The 18751-nt window shown below is 70.7% G+C and carries 15 protein-coding genes and 2 tRNA genes; 5 read left to right on the top strand and 12 right to left on the bottom strand.

The features are described 5' to 3' along the window. Nucleotides 1-32: 32 nt before the first annotated feature. Genes rfbC through rfbB form a run of 4 tightly spaced genes read right to left on the bottom strand, consistent with a single transcriptional unit; the run spans nt 33 to nt 3386 of the window. The gene (rfbC, locus tag KYK13_RS23405) at nt 33-578 is read right to left on the bottom strand and encodes a dTDP-4-dehydrorhamnose 3,5-epimerase (RefSeq protein WP_223633531.1); all 546 of its coding nucleotides are present in this window, start codon (nt 576-578) and stop codon (nt 33-35) included. Further along, on the bottom strand, nt 575-1456 hold the full coding sequence (gene rfbA, locus KYK13_RS23410; RefSeq protein WP_223633534.1) for a glucose-1-phosphate thymidylyltransferase RfbA: 882 nt from the start codon (nt 1454-1456) through the stop codon (nt 575-577). The genes rfbC and rfbA overlap by 4 nt, the downstream gene beginning before the upstream one ends. Beyond that, nucleotides 1453-2367, bottom strand: a complete 915-nt coding sequence (locus KYK13_RS23415) for an SDR family oxidoreductase (RefSeq protein WP_223633536.1) — start codon at nt 2365-2367, stop codon at nt 1453-1455. Before KYK13_RS23415 ends, rfbA begins: the two co-directional genes overlap by 4 nt. Further along, a complete protein-coding gene (gene rfbB / locus KYK13_RS23420) occupies nt 2364-3386 on the bottom strand; it encodes a dTDP-glucose 4,6-dehydratase (protein ID WP_223633538.1) in 1023 nt (340 codons plus the stop codon). Before rfbB ends, KYK13_RS23415 begins: the two co-directional genes overlap by 4 nt. Before the next feature lie 151 nt (nt 3387-3537). Here rfbB and KYK13_RS23425 point away from each other — a divergent pair, with 151 nt between their 5' ends. The 5 genes from KYK13_RS23425 (at nt 3538) to KYK13_RS23445 (ending at nt 10442) form a co-directional block, all read left to right on the top strand. Continuing rightward, nucleotides 3538-5145 (top strand): glycosyltransferase, encoded by a 1608-nt coding sequence (locus KYK13_RS23425; protein ID WP_223633540.1) that lies wholly within the window; start codon nt 3538-3540, stop codon nt 5143-5145. Continuing rightward, nucleotides 5132-5587 carry a hypothetical protein gene (locus KYK13_RS23430; protein ID WP_223633542.1) on the top strand — a complete coding sequence of 152 codons (456 nt, stop codon included), beginning with the start codon at nt 5132-5134 and terminating at the stop codon, nt 5585-5587. The genes KYK13_RS23425 and KYK13_RS23430 overlap by 14 nt, the downstream gene beginning before the upstream one ends. A 188-nt stretch (nt 5588-5775) precedes the next feature. Continuing rightward, nucleotides 5776-7053: a glycosyltransferase family 4 protein gene (locus KYK13_RS23435; protein ID WP_223633544.1), complete on the top strand. Its 1278-nt coding sequence runs from the start codon at nt 5776-5778 to the stop codon at nt 7051-7053. Next, a complete protein-coding gene (locus KYK13_RS23440; protein ID WP_223633546.1) occupies nt 7050-8096 on the top strand; it encodes a hypothetical protein in 1047 nt (348 codons plus the stop codon). The genes KYK13_RS23435 and KYK13_RS23440 overlap by 4 nt, the downstream gene beginning before the upstream one ends. A 21-nt stretch (nt 8097-8117) precedes the next feature. Next, nucleotides 8118-10442 carry an HAD family hydrolase gene (locus KYK13_RS23445; protein ID WP_223633548.1) on the top strand — a complete coding sequence of 775 codons (2325 nt, stop codon included), beginning with the start codon at nt 8118-8120 and terminating at the stop codon, nt 10440-10442. A gap of 10 nt (nt 10443-10452) precedes the next feature. Here KYK13_RS23445 and KYK13_RS23450 read toward each other — a convergent pair whose 3' ends face one another. The 8 genes from KYK13_RS23450 to KYK13_RS23485 form a co-directional block, all read right to left on the bottom strand. Further along, nucleotides 10453-12999: a glycosyltransferase family 2 protein gene (locus KYK13_RS23450; RefSeq protein WP_304504054.1), complete on the bottom strand. Its 2547-nt coding sequence runs from the start codon at nt 12997-12999 to the stop codon at nt 10453-10455. 63 nt (nt 13000-13062) lie between these two features. Beyond that, the gene (locus KYK13_RS23455) at nt 13063-14412 is read right to left on the bottom strand and encodes an ABC transporter ATP-binding protein (protein WP_223633550.1); all 1350 of its coding nucleotides are present in this window, start codon (nt 14410-14412) and stop codon (nt 13063-13065) included. After that, nucleotides 14413-15192 carry an ABC transporter permease gene (locus KYK13_RS23460; protein ID WP_223633555.1) on the bottom strand — a complete coding sequence of 260 codons (780 nt, stop codon included), beginning with the start codon at nt 15190-15192 and terminating at the stop codon, nt 14413-14415. Between the two features lie 153 nt (nt 15193-15345). Then, a tRNA-Gly gene (locus KYK13_RS23465) sits at nt 15346-15420 on the bottom strand. 31 nt (nt 15421-15451) lie between these two features. Continuing rightward, a tRNA-Gly gene (locus tag KYK13_RS23470) sits at nt 15452-15526 on the bottom strand. Between the two features lie 88 nt (nt 15527-15614). Further along, nucleotides 15615-16304, bottom strand: a complete 690-nt coding sequence (gene pgsA / locus KYK13_RS23475) for a CDP-diacylglycerol--glycerol-3-phosphate 3-phosphatidyltransferase (RefSeq protein ID WP_223633558.1) — start codon at nt 16302-16304, stop codon at nt 15615-15617. Nucleotides 16305-16315: 11 nt separating this feature from the next. Then, nucleotides 16316-18055 carry a tetratricopeptide repeat protein gene (locus tag KYK13_RS23480; protein WP_223633561.1) on the bottom strand — a complete coding sequence of 580 codons (1740 nt, stop codon included), beginning with the start codon at nt 18053-18055 and terminating at the stop codon, nt 16316-16318. Beyond that, nucleotides 18012-18701: a transglycosylase SLT domain-containing protein gene (locus tag KYK13_RS23485; protein ID WP_223633564.1), complete on the bottom strand. Its 690-nt coding sequence runs from the start codon at nt 18699-18701 to the stop codon at nt 18012-18014. The genes KYK13_RS23480 and KYK13_RS23485 overlap by 44 nt, the downstream gene beginning before the upstream one ends. Nucleotides 18702-18751 lie beyond the last annotated feature (50 nt).

Genomic DNA, 18751 nt, shown 5'->3' on the forward strand with positions numbered 1-18751 from the left:
CCCCGCTCCACGCCTGCCCGCCCGCCCGGCTCTCAGTAGACGGGCAGCACGTGCGCGTCCTTCAGCCGGGGCGCGCGCTGATCCTTCGCGGACAGCAGCGGCTCCTTCACCGGCCAGGGGATGGCCAGCTCCGGATCATCCCAGGCGACGGCGCGCTCGGACTCCGGGGCATACAGCGTGGTGCACTTGTAGAAGAAGTCCGCGGACTCGCTCAGCACGCAGAACCCGTGCGCGAAGCCCGGCGGGATCCACAGCTGCCACTTGTTGCCCGACGACAGCTCCGCCCCCATCCACCGGCCGAACGTGGGAGAGCCCTTCCGCACGTCCACCACCACGTCCCAGACGGCGCCGGCCAGCACCTGCACCAGCTTCCCCTGCCCGTTCGGCTCCTGGAAGTGCAGCCCCCTCAGCGTGCCCCGCACCGACCGCGACAGGTTGTCCTGCACGAAGGGGCCCGGGATGCCTGCATCCTGGTAGCGCTGCGCCTGGAACGTCTCCACGAAGAAGCCCCGCGAGTCCCCGAACACCCGAGGCTCCAGCAGCAGCACGCCCGGAAGCTCCGTCTCCTGGACCTTCATGACGCCGTCCCCCGGTTCCCCAGGAGCGCCTTCAGGTACTGGCCGTAATCGTTCTTCAGCATGGGCTCCGCGAGCGCCTCCAGCCGTGCCTCGTCGATGTAGCCCATGCGGTAGGCGATCTCCTCGGGACAGGCGATCTTCAAGCCCTGGCGGCGCTCGATGATCTCGATGAACGACGACGCCTGCATCAGTGATTCGTGCGTCCCGGTGTCCAGCCACGCGTAGCCGCGCCCCATCAATTCCACCGTGAGCTGATCGCGCCGCATGTACTCCGCGTTGACGTCGGTGATCTCCAACTCGCCCCGCTTGCTGGGCTTCAGCCCGGCTGCGATGTCCAGCACCTGGTTGTCGTAGAAGTACAACCCCGTGACGGCGTAGTTGGACCGGGGCTTCGCGGGCTTCTCCTCGATGCTGATGGCCTTGTTGCCCGGCGCCAGCTCCACCACGCCGTAGCGCTGCGGATCCTTCACCTGGTAGCCGAACACCGTCGCACCGGACGGACGCCGCACCGCCCGCCGCACCAGCTCGCTCAGGCCATCCCCGTAGAAGATGTTGTCCCCCAGGATGAGCGACACCGAGTCCTTCCCCACGAAGTCCCGGCCAATGACGAACGCCTGCGCCAGCCCCTCCGGCCGAGGCTGCTCCGCGTACTCGAAGGACATGCCCCACTGCTTGCCGTCCCCCAACAGGTCGCGGAAGCGCGGCAGGTCCTGGGGCGTGGAGATGATCAACACCTCCCGGATGCCCGCCAGCATCAGCGTGGTCAGCGGGTAGTAGATCATCGGCTTGTCGTAGACGGGGAGCAGCTGCTTGCTCACCACCAGTGTCAGCGGGTACAGGCGCGTCCCCGAGCCTCCCGCGAGGATGATTCCCTTCATCGCGCCTCTCCGGCCCGGGCCTCGAGCCAGCTCGCGTGGAAGCGCTTCAGCGACTCGCCCAGCGCCAGCGGCTTCTCCGACAACTGCTCCCGCGCCTTGTCCGTCAGAAGGCCGCTCTTCAGTGGCCGGGGCGCCGACAGCTTCAGGTCCGCCATCCGCGTGGGGACCACCAGTCCCGAGTCGAAGCCGAACACCTCGCACAGCGCCCGCCCGAAGGCCACGCGGTCCAGCACCGTCCCGCCGCAGGTGTTCCACGTCCCGCCCAGCCGCCGCTCGCCCAGCTCCACCAGCATCGCGGCCACGTTGTCCGCGAAGCTCGGGGACACCACCTGGTCCTCGAAGAGCTTCGCCTGCTGACCCGCCGACAGCGTCTTCACCAGCCACGCGCCGAAGTTGAGCCGCCCCTCCACCGGAGGCCAGCCATACACCACCGCGGTCCGAGCAATCGCGCATCCAGGCGAGAGCACGCGCGCGGCCTGTTCGCCCATGTGCTTCGTCACCGCGTAGACGCCGCGCGGGTTCGGCACCGCGTCCTCGGCATACGGACCCGCGTCACCGTCGAAGACGTAGTCGGTGGACACATGCACCAGGTGCGCGCCGGCCTCGCGCGTCCAGCGGGCCAGCGCCGCCGTGGCGGTGACGTTCGCGGCGTAGGCGGCCTCGGGCGCCTTCTCGCAGGCGTCCACCTCCGTCATCGACGCGCAGTGCAGGACGACCTCGGGCGACAGCCGGCCCAGCACGGGCGCGACTTCCGCCTCGTGCGTGAGGTCCAGCGTCTCGTAGTCGAACGCACCCGCCACACGGCGCGGGCCCTTGCCCAGCCCCACCACCGCGTGGCCCCGCGACGCGAGCAGCGCGCACGCGCGGCGGCCCACCAGTCCATTCGCTCCCGTGACGACGAAGCGGCTCATGCTCCGTGCCCCCGGCGCGCCAGCGTCACGGTGCTCCGGTACGCACCGCTCATCACGCGCTCCCACCACTCCGGGTGGTCCACATACCAGCGCACCGTGTCCACGAGCCCCTCCTCGAAGGAATGCACGGGCGCCCAGCCCAGCTCGCGCCGGGACTTCGACGGGTCGATGGCGTAGCGGCGGTCATGCCCCGGCCGGTCCGTGACGAACTCGATCAGCGACTCGGGTTTCTCCAACGCCGCGAGGATGCCCTTCACCAGGTCCAGGTTCTTGCGCTCCGCCCCGCCGCCCAGGTTGTAGACCTGCCCCGCCCGTCCGCGCTCCAGCGCGAGGAGCAGCCCCTGGCAGTGGTCCTCCACGTGCAGCCAGTCGCGCACGTGCTGGCCGTCGCCGTAGACGGGCAGCGGCTGGTCGCGGAGCGCGTTCACCACCATCCTCGGGATGAGCTTCTCCGGGAACTGGTAGCGCCCGTAGTTGTTCGAACAGCGCGTCACCACCACGTCCATGGCGTACGTGTGGTGGTACGCCAGCGCCAGCAGGTCCGCGCCCGTCTTGGACGCCGAATAGGGACTGGAGGGCTGTAGGGGCGATCCTTCCGTGAAGGCTCCGGACGGCCCCAGCGAGCCGTACACCTCGTCGGTGGAGCACTGCACGAACCGGCGCACGCCGCGCGCGCGGCAGGACTCCAGCAGGACCTGCGTGCCCAGGACGTTGGTGGTGACGAAGACGGAGGGCCCCTCGATGGAGCGGTCCACGTGGCTCTCCGCGGCCAGATGGAGGACGCAGTCGATGGCGTGCTCCTGGAGCACCCGGTCCACGCACTCGCGGTCGCACACGTCGCCCCGCACGAAGACATGGCGCGGGTCGTCCTCCAGCCCGGCGAGGTTCTCCAGGTTGCCCGCGTAGGTGAGCCGGTCCAGGTTGACGACCCTCCATTCCGGCCGCGCGCGGAGGAGGAAGCGGACCAGGTTGGACCCGATGAAGCCGCACCCTCCCGTGACCAGGACGTTCGTTGACATGGACCCAACCTCGGGAATGCGTGGGCCGCCCTGGCTACTGTGAGGAGGCCCCTCCGTCAAGGCACGTCGGGCGCCCTTGTAAGGGCGGCCGGGACGGTTGTAAGGGAACGCGCGCGTGTCACCGCGACCTCCTCTCGGCCCGGGCGGACCCTTGCACATCCACCAGCTGGTCACCCGCCTGGCCTGGGGTGACGCGATTGGCAACCAGGTGCGCTACCTCCAGAGCCTGCTGCGCTCCTGGGGACACACCTCCGAAATCTACGCGGACAGCTGGGACGACGCGTGCCGGGACCAGGTGCGCCTCGCCAAGAACTACCCGCGTGAGGCCACCCGCGACTCCGTGCTGCTCGTGCACCACAGCTTCGAATCGAGGCAGGTGCCGCTCATCGCCCGGTCGCGCGGCCGCAAGCTGCTCGTCTACCACAACATCACGCCCGCGCGGCTCTTCGAGGGCTACGACCGGGGGGCGATGCTCTCCTGCGACGTCGCCCGCGTGGAGCTGCTCGCGCTGCGCCCGCACGTGGACGGCGCGTTCGCCTATTCGCGCTTCAGCGCGGAGGAGCTGGTCGCCGCGGGCTACCCGCGCGTGGACGTGCTGCCCTTCGCCATCGACTGGCATGCGTTCGACACGCCGCCGGACCCCGCGCTGATGGCGGAGCTGGACGACGGCCACTCCAACATCCTCTTCGTGGGCCGGGCGGTGCCCAGCAAGTACGTGGACGACGTCATGCGCGTCTTCACCGCGTACCAGCGCCTGTATCAGCCGAAAAGCCGCCTGCTCATCGCGGGCAACATCCACCGCGACGCGCCCTACGGCAGCTTCCTGCACGGCCTCAAGGACGTGCTCGGCCCGGACCGCATCCGCTTCATGGGCCGCGTCAACGCCGCGCAGCTGTCCGCCTGCTTCGCCTCGGCCACCGCGTACCTGTCCATGAGCCGGCACGAGGGCTTCGGCGTGCCGCTCCTGGAGGCCATGTACCGGGACGTCCCCGTCGTCGCGTACGGCGCCGCGGCCGTCCCGGAGACGATGGGCGGCGCGGGCCTCACCACCTTCTCGCGCGAGCCCATGGACGTGGCGCAGCTGCTCGCGGTGCTGGAGCGCGAGCCCGCGCTGCGCCAGCAGGTCCTCACCGCGCAGCGCGCCCGCGTGGCCGCGCTGTCCCAGCAGGCCGTCGCCATCCAGGTGCGCGACATCCTCCAGCGCTGGCTGGGAGGACGCGGGCCTCGCGAGACCGCGCCGCCGTCGAGCGCCTCCACCGTCGAGCTCGTCTGCCCCGGCTTCTCCGCGCGGCCGGACGCCCCCATGTCGCGGCTCGCCCGCGAGCTGCACCGTCGCCTGCCTGATTCCCGCCTCCTCGCCCTCCGGGCGCGCGGCGAGGAGCCCACCCTGTCGCTCGGTCCCCAGAGCGTCGAGGGAGCGCCCGTCTGGCACTTCACTGCGGATCAGCCCCCGGGGTCCGAGCCCGAGCCGCTCCCGGGTTCGTCGTCGCTGGAGACGGCCGTGCGCGCCTCGCCGGGCAAGGTGGTGCTCCTGGGCACGGACACCGCCGTGGCACAGGCGCTGATGACGGGCGTGGGCCGCAGGAGCTGGGGCGTGCGCGACACGGCTGTCGCCACCGACGAGGTGTCGATGGAAGCGGCGCGCCACCACCTGGGGCCGCGGCTGCTGGAGATGAATCGCTCGGACCTGGACGGGGTGGCGGACAGACTGGTCCAGGCCCTGTCATCGAAACGAGGAGCGCGCCATGCACGCCGCTGACCTGCTCACGGCCGAGCCCACCGCCCAGGCCGTGGCCGCCGCCACCGAGCGGCTCCCCCCGCCCTCCGCCACCGCGCGCGACCAGCTGCGCCGCACCCTCGCCGCATCCCAGCGCGGCCCCGTCGCGAGCCAGTGGCCCGCGCTGCTCCTGGAGGCGAGAGCCAAGGCGGACGTGCGCTACGTGGAGCCCGCGACGTCACACCGCCCCATCGTGGGTCCGGTGCTTGTGTTCGCCAAGCGAACCTTCCGCGGCGCGTTCCAGCCATTCATCAACGAAGTGCTGCGCCGTCAGGTGCACTTCAACGAAGCCATCCTGGACGCGCTCACCGTCGTCATCGAGAACCAGCGTGAGCACGCGCGCACGCAGGCCCTCTGGCGGCGTGAGATGGAGGCGCGATTGAAGCAGTTGGAAAAGGATCCATCGGGACCATCCTCGCGTTGAACGGATGGCTGTCTGGTTGACGAACGGCGGCCCGAGCGGGCGTTGACGCAGGAACCTGCTCCGCGCTACATCGGCCCTTCGCTTCGCCTGCCTCGTAATCCTGAGGGGGATGCCACGGGGAGAATCCACGGCGGCGGCGAATCGTTTCCATAGGGCCGCATCCCGCCCACGACGCGAGTTGCCAAGGCATGAAGATCGGGTTCCTCGTTGGGGACATCGCCAATATCTCGGGTGGTTCCAACGTCATCCTGGAGTACGCCTCGCGGTTGCAGGACCTTGGCCACGAGGCCGTCCTCATCACCCCGGGCCCCGTCACCCTGACGTATCCGCTCTGGCATCCCCGTCTGGCGGACCTGCCGCGCCGTTCGCTCGCGGAGGCGGAGAACGAGTCCTTCGACTTCGCGCTGGCCACGTGGTGGATCACCTTCTACGACCTGTGGCGCGTCAATGCCCGGGTGTATGGCTATCTGAACCAGAGCCTGGAGTCGCGCTTCCACGCGGAGCGCCACTACAAGCTGCTCAACCGGCAGACGTATTCGCTGCCGCTCCTGTTCGTCACCGAGGCGAAGTGGCTGGTGGAGTTCATCCAGACGCTGCAGCCCGAAGGGCGCACGCTCTACGTGCAGAACGGCCTGTCGCGGGAGCACTTCCCCTGCGTGCAGGCGCCGCCCCAGCGCGACGGCAAGCTGCGCGTGTTGGTGGAGGGCCCCTGGGGCGTGGGCTTCAAGGGCGTGCCGGAGACGTTCGAGGTGCTGGAGCTGGCGGCGAAGGCGGGCGTCCAGTTCGAGACCGGGTGGCTGGCGTCGTCGTCCGGCGGACAGAAGCCCACGGTGGGCGGTCAGCCGGTGCAGGTGCACGAGCGCATCCCCATCAACCAGGTGCACCAGGTCTATGGCCGGTATGACGTGCTGCTGAAGCTCTCCCGCGTGGAGGGCATGTTCGGCCCGCCGCTGGAGATGTTCTCCCAGGGCGGCACGGCCATCACGTACACCGTCACCGGCACCGACGAGTACATGGTGCACGGACAGAACTCGCTGATGGTGGAGCCGTACAACCACCGGCAGATCGTCCAGTTCCTGCGCCTGCTCAGCACGCAGCCCGCGTATCTGGCGCACCTGCGCGCGAACGCGCTCGCCACCGCGAAGGCGTTCACGGACTGGGAGTCAAGCACGCGTCAGGTGGCCGCGGGGCTGGAGGCGCTGCACGCGGAGGGCTGGACGAACACGCACCTGCGTCCCGCGCTGGCCGCCATGTCCACCATGCATGGCCACTGGCTGGACGACGTGTGGCGCGCGGAGCGCGGAGGCTCCTCGCCGCTGCATCCGTACGTGGGCCCCGGTGAGCAGGTGCTGCTGGAGCGCTACCGCCGGCTGAAGCAGTCCCGTCCCGTCCGCGCGCTCAAGAAGCTGGTGTCCGACGACGTCAAGAAGTCCCTCCGCGCGCGTCTCACGCGAGTCCTGTCATGAGAGTCCATCCGCCCTCCCCCACCCTCCAGCGCGTCGCCTTCGTGGGCGAGCCGGCCTTCGAGCCGCACGTGCCCGTCCAGGCGGCATGGGCCCAGGTGCGCTTCTTCCCTGTGACGGCCGGTCAGTGGGAGCCCGCGCTCGACGCGGCGCGCGCGTGGAACCCGAACGCGACCCTCGTCTTCCGTCCGCAGGACCTCACGCTGGAGCAGGCCGCGCGAGTCCCCGGCACCATGCGCGTGGGCATCATCCCCGCGCCGCTGTTCAGCGCGGAGGACGCGGAGAAGCTCGCGCGCATGTCCGGCCCGGACGTGGACGGCTTCCGCTGGCTCACGTACCTGGAGGCGCCCACGTCGCCGGAGCTGGCGCGGCTGCCCCTCCTGCAGACGCTGCCCCTGCCGGTGGACACCGCGCGCTGCCCCACCGGCCCCCGGCTGGAGACGCGGCGGATGCTGGTGGCGGACTGGGCCAGCCCCTCGCCGGAGGCGCTGGAGCACCTGCGCAAGCTGGGCCCGGTGGACGTGCTGTCCGCGCACGCCACGCCGGAGGAGGTGACCCAGGCGCTGGAGAAGGCCGGGACGCTCCTCTACGCGTCGCGCGACCTGATGGGCCGCTTCGATCCGCTGCCGCTCATGGCCATGGCGCACGGGTTGCTGCTGGTGGCCGACACGGTGTTCGCCGGGGACTGGAACATCGAGCCGGAGGACGAGTTCCTCTACCGGCCGGACGGCCAGTGGGCGCGCTCGCTGGATGAAGTGTTCCGGATGCCGGTGTCCTTCCGGGCGGTGCGCATCCGCGCCTGGCAGAAGATGCGCGAGGCCTACGACGCCTCGGCGTGCTTCCAGCGCGTGCTGCACGACGCCCACCTGTTCGCGGACCCCGTGGCGCACCTGGCGTCGCTGACGTCCGCGCGTCCCCCGGTGGACATGCCCGTGGCGGTGGAGTCCTCCGCCGTGCGCGCTCCGGAGCCTTCCTCCGCCCCGGAGCCCCTGGGCGCGGAGAAGGTCCAGCGTCTGTCCCGCGCCCGCGCGGCCGTCCCCAACTAGAGCCAAGGACACCGGAAGCAGATGACTGCCCGCCGTGAACCCGCAGCGGCCGCGCTGCTTCCCGCCCTGCAGCGCTGGGCGGTGGAGACCGCGCGCGACCTGTACCTGATCCAGAAGGGCGCCCCCGCCGCGACCCTGCACCCGCGCGCCACGCCCGGCGAGCGCGTGTCCATCCTCGCGTCGGAGGTCCTGCCGCTGAACGTGGTGGAGGGGCTCAGCCAGGCCTCGCGCCTGTTTCGCGCGGACGACGCGCCCCCGATTGAGTCCTCCCCCTTCGCCACGCTGCGCGAGCGGCTGCTCACCGCGACGGCGGGCTACGACGTGGTGGGCTTCGACGTCTTCAACACGCTGGTGGTGCGCAGCGTGGAGGGCGAGTGGCTCAAGACGGCCGTGGCGCGCGGATTCCACGCGCGGCTGAAGGAGCTGGTGCACCCCAAGGCCCTGCCCACGGTGGCCCAGGTGCGCCAGCGCCGCTTCGCCCTGGAGATGGAGATCGCCGGGGAGCAGGTGGCCCTGGGCCGTGACAACGAGGTGGACTTCGAGGAGCTCTTGCGGCGCTGGGCGGGCAGCTGGGTGCCGCGCGAGCCGCTGCGCTCGCGCATGGCGGAGGAGCTGCGCGCGCTGGAGCTGTCGCTGGAGAAGCGTGCGCTGCGCCCCGCGCCGGGCATCGCGGAGGTGCTGTCCGCGCTGAAGGCCCAGGGCAAGCGGCTCATCTTCGTGAGCGACATGTACCTGTCGCAGCCGCTCCTGCGTGAGCTGCTGCGGCACTGCGGGCTGGAGCAGTACTTCGACGCGGGCTACGTCTCCATCGACGAGGGGCTGCGCAAGGCATCCGGCCGGCTCTTCCCGCGCGTGCTGGAGCGCGAGGGGCTCAAGCCCGAGCAGCTCTTCTTCGTGGGCGACGACGAGAACGCGGACAACGTGCAGCCGCGCCGGCTGGGCATCGCCACCCTGCGCGTGGACGACCCGGACGAGAAGCAGCGCCGCCGCCGGCTGGAGGCCGCCCAGAAGGCCGCGGAGCGGAACCCGTTCTGGTCCGCGCACTACGTGGACGTCGTGCTGAACAACGAGGCCCGCCACGTCCGCGCGCCGGACGACGACCCCAGCTACCAGCTGGGCCGCACGCTGGCGCCGGGCATCGTGGCCTTCGTGGTGGACGTCATCGAGCGCTCGCAGAAGCTGGGCATCGACCACGTCTACTTCCTGGCGCGCGAGGGCCTGACGCTGCTCAAGGTCTTCGCCCTCCTGAAGGACTCCGGGGTGTTCCCGCGGATGCCCCAGGCGCACTACCTGTTCGTCAGCCGGGCCTCCACCATCCTCGCGTCCATGCGCGAGCTGAGCTGGGAGGAGGTGCACCGCTTCTGGCGCCAGTACAGCCGCCAGTCGCTGCGCGGCCTGCTCAAGAACCTGTCCCTGCCCCAGGACGAGTTCATCCGCCTGGCCGCCGAGTGCGGCCTCACGGATCCGGACCGCCCCATCCTGGAGCCCACGACGGACGCCGCCTTCCAGCGCTTCCTCGCGTCGCGCCGCGTACGCGTGGCCTTCCACCAGCGCCGCGACGAGGCCCGCGCGCGGCTGTCCCGCTATCTGGAGTACCGCGGGTTGATGGGCCTGGAGCGCACGGCGCTCGTGGACATCGGGTGGAAGGGCAGCATGCAGGACAACCTGCTGCGCGCCTTCGAGCACGACCCGCGCTTCCCGGAGCTGCACGGCTTCTATCTGGCGTACGTGCCGGACGGGCAGCCGCAGCCGAAGAAGTCCTTCAAGTACGGCTACCTGTCGGACCTGCGGCGGCGCGACCTGGAGGAGGCGGACTTCCTGCGCAACACCGCCATCTTCGAGATGATCACCACGGCGAACCACGGCAGCACGGTGCGCTATGGGCAGAACCCGTGGGCGCCGCACCTGCCCATGCCGGAGCTGCTGCATCACGACCAGGAGAAGGACAACAGCGCCCGCTTCTTCCGCCGCGTGCAGGAGGGCATGTACGACTACGCGCGGGACTACGCGCGCCTGTCCCCGCTGCTGCGCTTCACCGCGGACGAGCTGCAGCCCGGCACGCTCCAGGAGCTCCTGCGCTACACGCGCTACCCCACGGCCGAGGAGGCGCGCGAGTTCCTCAAGTACTCGCACGTGGAGTCCTTCGGCGTGCACGAGGTCACCACCTTCGGCCTGAAGCTGGAGCTGAAGAAGCTCGCGCAGGTCGGCTCGGTGAAGGGGGCCCTCAAGGAGGCCTGGAAGGCCTTCGAGACGAACCCCTGGCGCGACAGCGTGGTGCGCCGCAGCGGCGTGCCGCTGGCGAACCTGGCCTATGACGCCTGGTTCACCTGGCGGGCCATCCGGTAGCGGGCCGCCGTCACCCCGGCGGACGGCGCGCGCTGGGCACCTCGTGGGCCAGCGTGCGCACCGCCAGCGCCTCGCCGTCCTCCGCGTGGCGGCGCAGGTCGCAGTCCCCCGACAGCAGCGTGAGGTTGGGGTTGTAGTAGGGGTCGCCCTTGAGCAGCCACGGCCGGTAGGACGTGAAGGAGCGCCAGTAGTCCGGCTCCGGAATCGCGTCCGTGCGGCGGCTGGCGGACTCGTGGTGCACCACGCGCGCGAAGGGCGTGCACACCACGCGCAGGCCCCGGGCGTGCAGCCGCAGGCCGATGTCCACGTCGCTGCCGCACAGGAGGAAGCGCTCGTCGAAGCCGCCCAGCTCGTCGAAGAGGGACCGGCGGATCATCACGCACGCGCTGGTGACGGACAGCCAGTTGCGCACCCACTCCGTGTGGCCGAAGGGCGTGACGATGGGCCCGTCCGGCAGGCGCCAGAAGGGGTGGCCCGCCATGCCCGTCATCCCCACGACGATGCCCGCGTGCTGCACGGTGCCTTCCGGGAAGAGGAGCTTCGCGCCCACCGCGCCCACCTCCGGGCGCTGTGCGTGGGACACCAGCTCCGTGAGCCAGCCGGGGTCCACGACCTCCATGTCGTTGTTGAGGAACAACAACAGCTCGCCCGTGGCCTGCCGCGCGGCCCAGTTGTTGATGGCCGGGTAGTTGAAGGGGAAGTCCCAGGTGCGCTTCACCACGCGCGGATCATCCAGCGTGTCGAGGAGCGCGAAGGTCTCCGGGCGGACGCTGTTGTTGGACACGAGCACCAGCTCGAAGTGCGGGTACTTCGTGCGCGTGAGCAGCGTATCCGTGAGCGTCTCGAGGAGGTCCGGCCGATCCTTGAACGGGACGATGATGGACACCTTGGGGGTGCCCTTCACGGCGTACCGCACGCGGTAGCGGCCCGGCCCTGGCAGCGTCACCTCGGCGTCCTCGCCCCGGCGCGCCAGGTGCTCGGCGAGCGCGCGGCGGCCCTCCTGGGATACCTGGCCGGAGCTGCCGGTGCGCCGGTGGTAGAGCAGGCGCGGCACGTGGCCGATGCGCTCCGATGCTTCGCTGATGCGCAGGAAGAGGTCGTACTCCTCCGCGCCCGGGAAGCCGTCGCGGAAGCCGCCCACGGACTCCACCAGAGAGCGGCGCAGCATCACGCCCCGGCCCAGGTAGTCCACGGAGCGCAGCAGGTCCGGAGACCAGTCCGGCTTGAAGAAGGGGCCCGTGCGGCGGCCGCGCGTGTCCAGCCGGTCCTCGTCGCCATAGACGACATCCAGGCCCGGATCCGCGACCAGGACGCGCGCCACCTCCGCCAGGGCATGCGGGGCCAGCGTGTCCTCCGCGCCCAGCACGCCCACGAAGTCCCCGCTCGCGGCCTGCAGCCCCACGCGCAGCGCGCGGGCGAAGTCCGCGGGCCCGCTGAGCGCGACCCGGCGGATGCGCGGCTGGCGGCGCGAAGGGCTCCAGGGCTCCGGCAGCGAGGGCCCGCCCTCCGGCCCCACCAGCACCAGCTCCCACTCCGGATACAGCTGGGCCTCCACCGACGCGAGGCACTCGCGCAGGTGCGCGGGAGAGGCCCCCGCGGTGGCCACCAGCAGGGACAGCCGGGGCCGTCGCGGCAGCCGCTGCACGGCCGCGCGTGAGGCCTGGATGTCCGCGGCCTCGCGCAGCGTGCACCAGTGATGGAAGTCTTCCAGAGCGGGCACGGGCGGCGGCGGCGTGCGCACGCCGAGGATGGCGGCCAGCGCCACCACCGCCTCGCCGTTGAAGCGGGACTGCCGGCGAAGCACCTCGCTCCACAGCGGCGCGGAGGCCCGGACGCCCCGGGGCAGCCCCGGCTGGGCCAGCGGTGAGGCCAGCGCGGTCAGCCGCGCCACCCGGTGGGTGGCATCCATCGGCGCCAGCGTCCCGGCCTCCGGCGCGGCGGCGACGCGCAGCAGCGTCTCACGCATCAGCGCGTTCCACTCCGACTGGCGCGCGAGCAGCGGATCCAACAGGGGCCGCATCGTCCGGCGCCACGCGCGCCACGCCAGCGCCCAGGCCTTGTCCACGGGAGCGAAGCCTCGCGCCCCGCGCGCTTCCGGCGCGGCACCCGCCCACGCTCCAGGGCCGTCCAGCTGCCCCCGGACCCACTCCGTCAGGTCCTCGCGGGTGCCCTGGTCGCGCCGGGCCTCCAGCCGCTCCAGCACGCGCAGCACGCGCTGGTTGAAGGCCGCCTGGGGCTTCAGCCACTCGACGTGGAGCGGACGCAGGCCCAGCACGAAGGCGCGCTTGGCGGCCGTCACCCACTGGCCTCCCGACGCCCGGTGCGACGGTGGCACGGAGAACTCGAACGGCACCGCGAGCCGGGCCGCGGTGAGCAGCGGCGACAGCGGCGTGCTGGCCGGAGGCACCCGCCGGCGCAGCGCCTCCGTCAGCGCCGCGAGCTCCCGCGCATTCGCCTCGGAGGGCTCCGCCCGCAGCGCGGCGATGCGCTCGGCGAGCTCCCCGGCGGAAGCGGCCTCCAGGCCCCCCTCGGGCACGCTTTGGAACAAGGTGCTCACCTCCCAGGCGCCTCCCCTTCTTCAAGGCCCCGGGCCGCGGCGCGCGGGTGGGCCTCCTCCCCCTCAGGAGGCGGCGACATGCTTCGACACGGGCACCGCCTGGACGGGAGCGGCCGGAGCCTCCTCCACCACCCAGGAATGCTCGGGCCGGAAGACGCCCCGGTCGTCATGCTCCGTGGACACGGAGAAGGTGCAGCGCGCTTCCCGGCCCGGCTCCGGGTTCGCGGTGTTGCCCGTCTTCAGCTCCACGCTCAGCACGTAGGAGCCGCCCAACAGCCCCACCCGTGGAAGCACGAAGCGCAGCCGCCCCTGCGGCGGCAACGGCGACGGCAGCGGCACCCGGTCCGACCGGGTGCTCGTCACGTACAGCACCGCCCCGTCCGCGCTGGACAGCGTGAGGACGAACTCCACGTCCTCCACCGACTCGCGCGCCACGTACTCGATGCAGACCTCCGCCCGCGTCTCCGAGGAGAGGATCCCCAGCTCCTCGCCACGCGGCCCGCTCAGCCACACCCGCGACACGGCCAGCGACGGCGACGCCGGCGGCTCGTCCCGCACCACCGGGCCCTCCGGCAGCGAGGGCAGCGCCCCGCCCCCTTCGGTCAGGGCCGGCGGCGTGAACACCGTGGAGCGCGCCTCCGCGAGCGACACCGCCTGGCGGTACTCCGCGGCGATCTCCGCCGGAGTCCCCACGCGGCGGATCCGCCCGCCGTCCAGCCACGCCGCCTGGTCGCACCAGCGCTCCACGGTGGACATGTCGTGCGTGACGAGGACGATGGTCTTTCCCAGCCGCTTGAACTCCGTCATCTTCGCGAGGCTCTTCTTGCTGAAGTGCTCGTCGCCGACGGCGAGGATCTCATCGATGATGAGGATGTCCGGGTCCACGTGCGTGGCCACGGAGAACGCCAGGCGCATGTACATGCCGCTGGAGTACGTGCGCACCGGCTCGTCGATGAACTCCCCCAGCTCGCTGAACGCGATGATGGCGTCCATCTTCGCGCGCACCTCGGCCCGCGACATGCCGAGGATGATGCCGTTGATGAGGATGTTCTCCCGGCCGGAGAAGTCCGGGTGGAAGCCCGCGCCCAGGTCCAACAGCGCGGAGATGCGCCCGTTCACCTGGATGCTCCCGGACGTGGGCGCGTAGATGCCGGTGATCAGCTTGAGCAGCGTGCTCTTGCCGGAGCCGTTGCGCCCCAGGATGGCCACCGTCTGGCCCTTGGGGATGCGCAGGTTCACGCCGCGCAGGGACTCAATGAAGCGGTTGCCCTGGACAGCCGCGTTGCGCTGCCCGCGCAGCCAGCGCACGAGCTCCGACTTGAACGTGGTGTATTCCCCCCGGATGGTCTTCTTCCGGAAGTTCTTCACCACGTCCTGGATGACGATGGCGTCCTCGGTCGGTGACTGGGCCATCTAGATGGACTCCGCGAACTCCTCGCGGCGGCTCTCGAAGATCTGCGTGGCACCCCACAGCAGCACGAGCGAGACCCCCAGGAGCGACACGAGCGGCACCGCGTCCGGCAACTGGTGCTCGTAGAAGATGGCCTGGTACGAGGTGATGAGGATGGACATCGGATTGAGCACCTGCAGCACGCGCCGGTACTCCTCCGGGATGGTGGACAGCTTGTAGAGCACCGGCGTCACGAAGAACCACAGCGTCATCAGGTTCATCACGATGTGCTGCAGGTCCCGGAACGTCACGTTGAAGGCGCTGACCGCGTACACCACCGCGAAGGTGAAGCACATCTGCACCAGCACCACCGCGGGGAACAGCACCACGTGCCACGTGGGCACCACGCCGAAGATCAGCCCCAGCGCCACCATCAGCGGCAGCGAGAAGATGAAGTTGCAGAAGTTGGTGGCCACCACCGTGGCCGGCAGCACCTGCGCCGGGAAGCGCACCTTGGTCATCAGGTCGCGCCGGTCGCTGATGGCGCTCGCACCCGCCGACACCGACGTGGAGAACCAGATCCACGGCAGCAGCCCCACGAACATGAAGTACGCGTAGTGCGGGATCTGGTTCTTCATGAACACGCCGAACAGCAGCGCGTACACCAGCATGTGCAGCGTGGGGTTCAGGAACGTCCAGAAGAAGCCCAGCACCGAGCCGCGATAGCGCGCCTTCAGCTCGCGCTGCACCAGGCTGAGGAGGAGCCCCCGGTACGAATAGAGCTCCCGGAAGTTGCGAATCATGCGCCGGTATCCATACCGCAAAGGGTCCGCCGGTGGCGAACGCCCTGGAACAGCGGACCGCCGGCCCCTCGCGCGCCCGCCTGCCGTGATGCGCCCCGCCGTGCCCTCGGGGGCAAAGAAAAAGGCCTCCTGGTTTCCCAGGAGGCCTTCGATTGGAGCGGGAAAAGGGATTTGAACCCTCGACCCTCGCCTTGGCAAGGCGATGCTCTACCGCTGAGCTATTCCCGCATCAGGTGCTGCTGGACCACGGTGCTTCGATTGGAGCGGGAAAAGGGATTTGAACCCTCGACCCTCGCCTTGGCAAGGCGATGCTCTACCGCTGAGCTATTCCCGCATCAGATGTTGCTGAACTGCTACTGCCTGCTGCCCGGTCAGTGCCGCGCCGGAAGTGGGGTGCGATATACAGAGGCCTCCCGGACACGTCAAACACTTTTCGCATCCGGATCCGTGCTGCCCCTGCGGGCGAGCATGTTGAGGAACGCGCGGAAGTAGACGACGGCGCTCCAGACGGAGAACGCACCGGACAGGTACACGAGCAGCTTGCCCACCTGGTTGTAGTCCACGGTGACGGTGCGGAAGCCGAGGTCCAGCGGGTGCACATAGTGGACGCACAGGGAGATGATCCCCACCAGTTGGAGGGACGTCTTCCACTTCCCCTCCTGCCCCGCGGCGATGACCATGCCCTCGCTGGCTGCGATGGTGCGCAGGCCGGTGACGATGAACTCGCGGGCCAGGAGCACGATGACGACCCACGCGGCGATGCGGCCCAGGCGGACCATCATCACCAGGGCGGCCATGGCGATGAGCTTGTCCGCCAGCGGATCCATGAACTTGCCCACCACGGTGATGAGGTTCCAGCGGCGGGCGAGGTAGCCGTCGATGACGTCCGTGATGGCGGCCACGGCGAACACCAGGCCGGCCAGGAGCGAGTGCAGGGGGTCCGCGTCGTAGGTGAGCCAGACGAACACGGGGATGATGAGGATGCGCCCCAGCGTCAGCATGTTGGGCAGGTTCCAGAACTCCTGCACCAGGATGCTGGGACGGCGGGACGCGCGGCGGCGGGCCCGCTCCTCGCGCTTGCGCTGCTTCCTGAGGGCTCGCTCGGTGGCCATGGGCGCGCGTTCTACCGGACCCCGAGTGCGATGAGGGCAAATCCTTCACCGCCCAGCTCCACCGCGCCCCTCACTGTCTCCCCGACGGCGGACGCCACGAGCGGCACGACGCGGGGCGTGAGGTTGCCCACCCAGCCCACCAGGTGCGTCAGGGGCACCGTCACCGGCTGGTCCATGGACACCGGCACCGAGCGCAGCGGGCCCGTCAGGCTGAGCAGCACCCGCCCCTGCCCGCGCAGGTGCACCAGGTCCAGGTCCTCCGCCAGCTCCGACGGCACGCGGCCGTTCTCGAAGACGACCGGCTCCTCGAAGGCGAAGACGCACGCGTCACGCAGGTAGACGGACTCGTCGTCCAGGGACACCGCGGCCCACTGCCGCCCGGACACGGGCTCCAGGTGCAGCGTCCCCTGCCCCCGCGCGCGCACCATGGCCTGGTCTCCCACGCCGAAGGGCTTGTCCGTGGCCCGGCCCCGGAAGCGCTTCATCTCCGGCTCGAAGGAGACCTGTCCGCGCACGGCGACCAGCCCCTCCAGCCGGGTGAGCAGTTCGCCATCCACCGCGAGCGCCAGCCCCATCGCGCCCGGGGAGAAGGACTGCCCCGGCGCCGGGGCCGGGAGCGCCACCGTGGGCACCCACTCGGTGAGCACGGGTGGAGTCGCGTGGGCTCCCGCGTCGGGCGTGGAGGCCGGCACGGCGGAGCGCGCCACCGGCCGGGGCACGGAGGCCCGGGCGGCGGGAGGCGCCTCGGGCATGGCCAGCGGGGCGAAGGTCTCCGCGAAGGCGGCGCCGGGCTCCGACTCCAGGTCGGACGCGAGGACGGGCGGCTCCTCGGAGACTTCGATCTCCTCCGACACCGGCGTGGGAGGCAGCTCGTCGGTGACCTCGACGTCGGCTCCGGAGGCGGCCGCGTCCGTGGTGGCGGCGAGCTCCGCGTCCTCCCGATGGCTGCTCGCGCCAGCGGCGAGGCTGGGGTCCTCGTCTTCCTGGACCTCGGGCGCGGCGCGGCGGGTGAAGGCGTGGTCGTCCTTGGGCGCGGGCGGCCCCTCGTCCTCCGCGAAGCGCAGGTCGTCATCCGGGGGCGGCGCCGACGCGGAGACGGTGCGAGGGATGGGCGGCGCTTCGTCCAGGCCGAACTGGGCGCCCCAGTCGCTCTCGCCGGAGGAGGTCACGGGCGGGGGCGACGCGGGCGGCGGTGCGGCCGGGGTCTCCTCCCCGTGGGGACGGCCCGGCGCGGGGGCGGCGGCGGGCGGTGGACGGCTGTAGCCCTCCCCCGCGATGGCGCGCGACATCTTCTCCGCCATGGCGTCGCTGCCGGACAGGAGGAAGTGCTCGCGCGCGCGGCCGTACTCGCCCATCTGGGCGAAGGTCAGGCCCAGGTAGTTGTGGGCCTTCTTGTGGTCCGGGGCCAGGTCGGTGGCCGTTTCAAACTCGCGCGCCGCGCGCTGGAGCGCGTTCGTCTTCAGGTAGACGAGCCCCAGGTTCACCCGCAGCGTCGGGTCCACGGGGTTGTCCCGCACGAGCATCTCGTACAGGTCCGCGGCGCGGTCGAAGAGGCCCAGCTTGAAATACGTCAGGCCCAGCAGGTTCTGGGCCTTCTCGTGGCGCGGCTGGAGCTGGTGCGCGCGCTCCAGGAAGCCCTTTGCTTCGGTGACCTTGCCGGCGCCCAGCAGCTCGCTCCCGCGGTGGAGCTGCTGGAGGAACTCCTCGTCAGCGGGGCCCGGCTCCTTCGTCCCCTTCGTGCGCGTCGTCATTCTCGGATGTGGGCTCACGGCTGCTGGCCTCGGCCTGGGCGAGCCGCTCGCGCTCCTTGTAGTGGTAATAGAGCTGGAGGACCTTGCGCACGTATTCCTGCGTCTCGGCGTACGGCGGCACCTGGCCTCCGTACTTCTTCACCGCGTCCGGCCCGGCGTTGTACGCGGCGACCATCTTCACCATGTCGCCGTCGAACATGTTGGCCAGCACGCGCAGGTAGCGCACGCCCCCCTCGATGTTGTCCTTCGAGTCGAAGATGTCCTTCACGTACATGTCAGACGCGGTGCCCGGCATGAGCTGCATCAGCCCGCTGGCGCCCTTGTTGCTGAGCGCGTTCGGGTTGAAGTTGCTCTCCGTGTGCATGATGGCGCGCACCAGCGCGGACGGGATGCGGTAGCGCAGCGCCGCGTTGGCGATGTGCGGATCCAGCTCCGTCGGCGTCTTGGAGCGGCCCCGCACGGGCGCGGACTTGGCCGGCGCGGGCGTGAAGGTCCCGGACAGCTTGCGCGCCTTGCGGGCGCCCCCGGGCGGCACGTTCGTGTAGACGATGGTGCCGTCCTTCTCCACGTAGCTGTAGATGCCGTCCGCGGCGAGGGCCGGGAGGGCGGCGGTCAGCAGGACGGCGAGGGCGGTCAGGACACGCATGGCGGCGGGCCAAACCTTAGACAACGCCCGGAAAGTCCTCAAGAAAACGC

Source organism: Corallococcus sp. EGB, assembly GCF_019968905.1.
GTDB lineage: Bacteria > Myxococcota > Myxococcia > Myxococcales > Myxococcaceae > Corallococcus.